Source organism: Streptomyces sp. ASQP_92 (assembly GCF_025399895.1).
GTDB lineage: Bacteria > Actinomycetota > Actinomycetes > Streptomycetales > Streptomycetaceae > Streptomyces.
The window spans coordinates 1-1,439 of sequence record NZ_JAODUA010000055.1 but is presented as its reverse complement, the minus strand read 5'-3'; the positions used below and the strand labels follow the sequence as shown (position 1 = coordinate 1,439).

The window sequence follows — 1,439 nt, the reverse complement described above, 5'->3', positions numbered from 1 at the left end:
TGCGGGAGTTCATTGCTTCAGAACAAACACAGTGGACGCGAGCAACTGAGGACAAGCCCTCGGCCTATTAGTACCAGTCAGCTCCACCCGTTACCGGGCTTCCACATCTGGCCTATCAACCCAGTCGTCTACTGGGAGCCTTACCCTCTCAAGGAGGTGGGAACACTCATCTCGAAGCAGGCTTCCCGCTTAGATGCTTTCAGCGGTTATCCTTTCCGAACGTAGCCAACCAGCCATGCCCTTGGCAGGACAACTGGCACACCAGAGGTTCGTCCGTCCCGGTCCTCTCGTACTAGGGACAGCCCTTCTCAATGTTCCTGCGCGCGCAGCGGATAGGGACCGAACTGTCTCACGACGTTCTAAACCCAGCTCGCGTACCGCTTTAATGGGCGAACAGCCCAACCCTTGGGACCGACTCCAGCCCCAGGATGCGACGAGCCGACATCGAGGTGCCAAACCATCCCGTCGATATGGACTCTTGGGGAAGATCAGCCTGTTATCCCCGGGGTACCTTTTATCCGTTGAGCGACGGCGCTTCCACAAGCCACCGCCGGATCACTAGTCCCGACTTTCGTCCCTGCTCGACCCGTCGGTCTCACAGTCAAGCTCCCTTGTGCACTTACACTCAACACCTGATTGCCAACCAGGCTGAGGGAACCTTTGGGCGCCTCCGTTACTCTTTAGGAGGCAACCGCCCCAGTTAAACTACCCATCAGACACTGTCCCTGATCCGGATCACGGACCGAGGTTAGACATCCAGCACGACCAGAGTGGTATTTCAACGACGACTCCACAACCACTGGCGTGGCCGCTTCAAAGTCTCCCACCTATCCTACACAAGCCGAACCGAACACCAATATCAAACTGTAGTAAAGGTCCCGGGGTCTTTCCGTCCTGCTGCGCGAAACGAGCATCTTTACTCGTAGTGCAATTTCACCGGGCCTATGGTTGAGACAGTCGAGAAGTCGTTACGCCATTCGTGCAGGTCGGAACTTACCCGACAAGGAATTTCGCTACCTTAGGATGGTTATAGTTACCACCGCCGTTTACTGGCGCTTAAGTTCTCAGCTTCGCCACACCGAAATGTGACTAACCGGTCCCCTTAACGTTCCAGCACCGGGCAGGCGTCAGTCCGTATACATCGCCTTACGGCTTCGCACGGACCTGTGTTTTTAGTAAACAGTCGCTTCTCGCTGGTCTCTGCGGCCACCCCCAGCTCAAGCAGCAAGTGCTATCACCGGTGATGGCCCCCCTTCTCCCGAAGTTACGGGGGCATTTTGCCGAGTTCCTTAACCATAGTTCACCCGAACGCCTCGGTATTCTCTACCTGACCACCTGAGTCGGTTTAGGGTACGGGCCGCCATGAAACTCGCTAGAGGCTTTTCTCGACAGCATAGGATCATCCACTTCACCACAATCGGCTCGGCATCAGGTCTCAG

1 rRNA gene is annotated in these 1,439 nt (G+C 56.0%); it reads right to left on the bottom strand.

The window, feature by feature from the left end:
• Positions 1 to 47: 47 nt before the first annotated feature.
• Positions 48 to 1,439 (bottom strand): 23S ribosomal RNA (locus N4G70_RS36865); the annotation flags it as partial.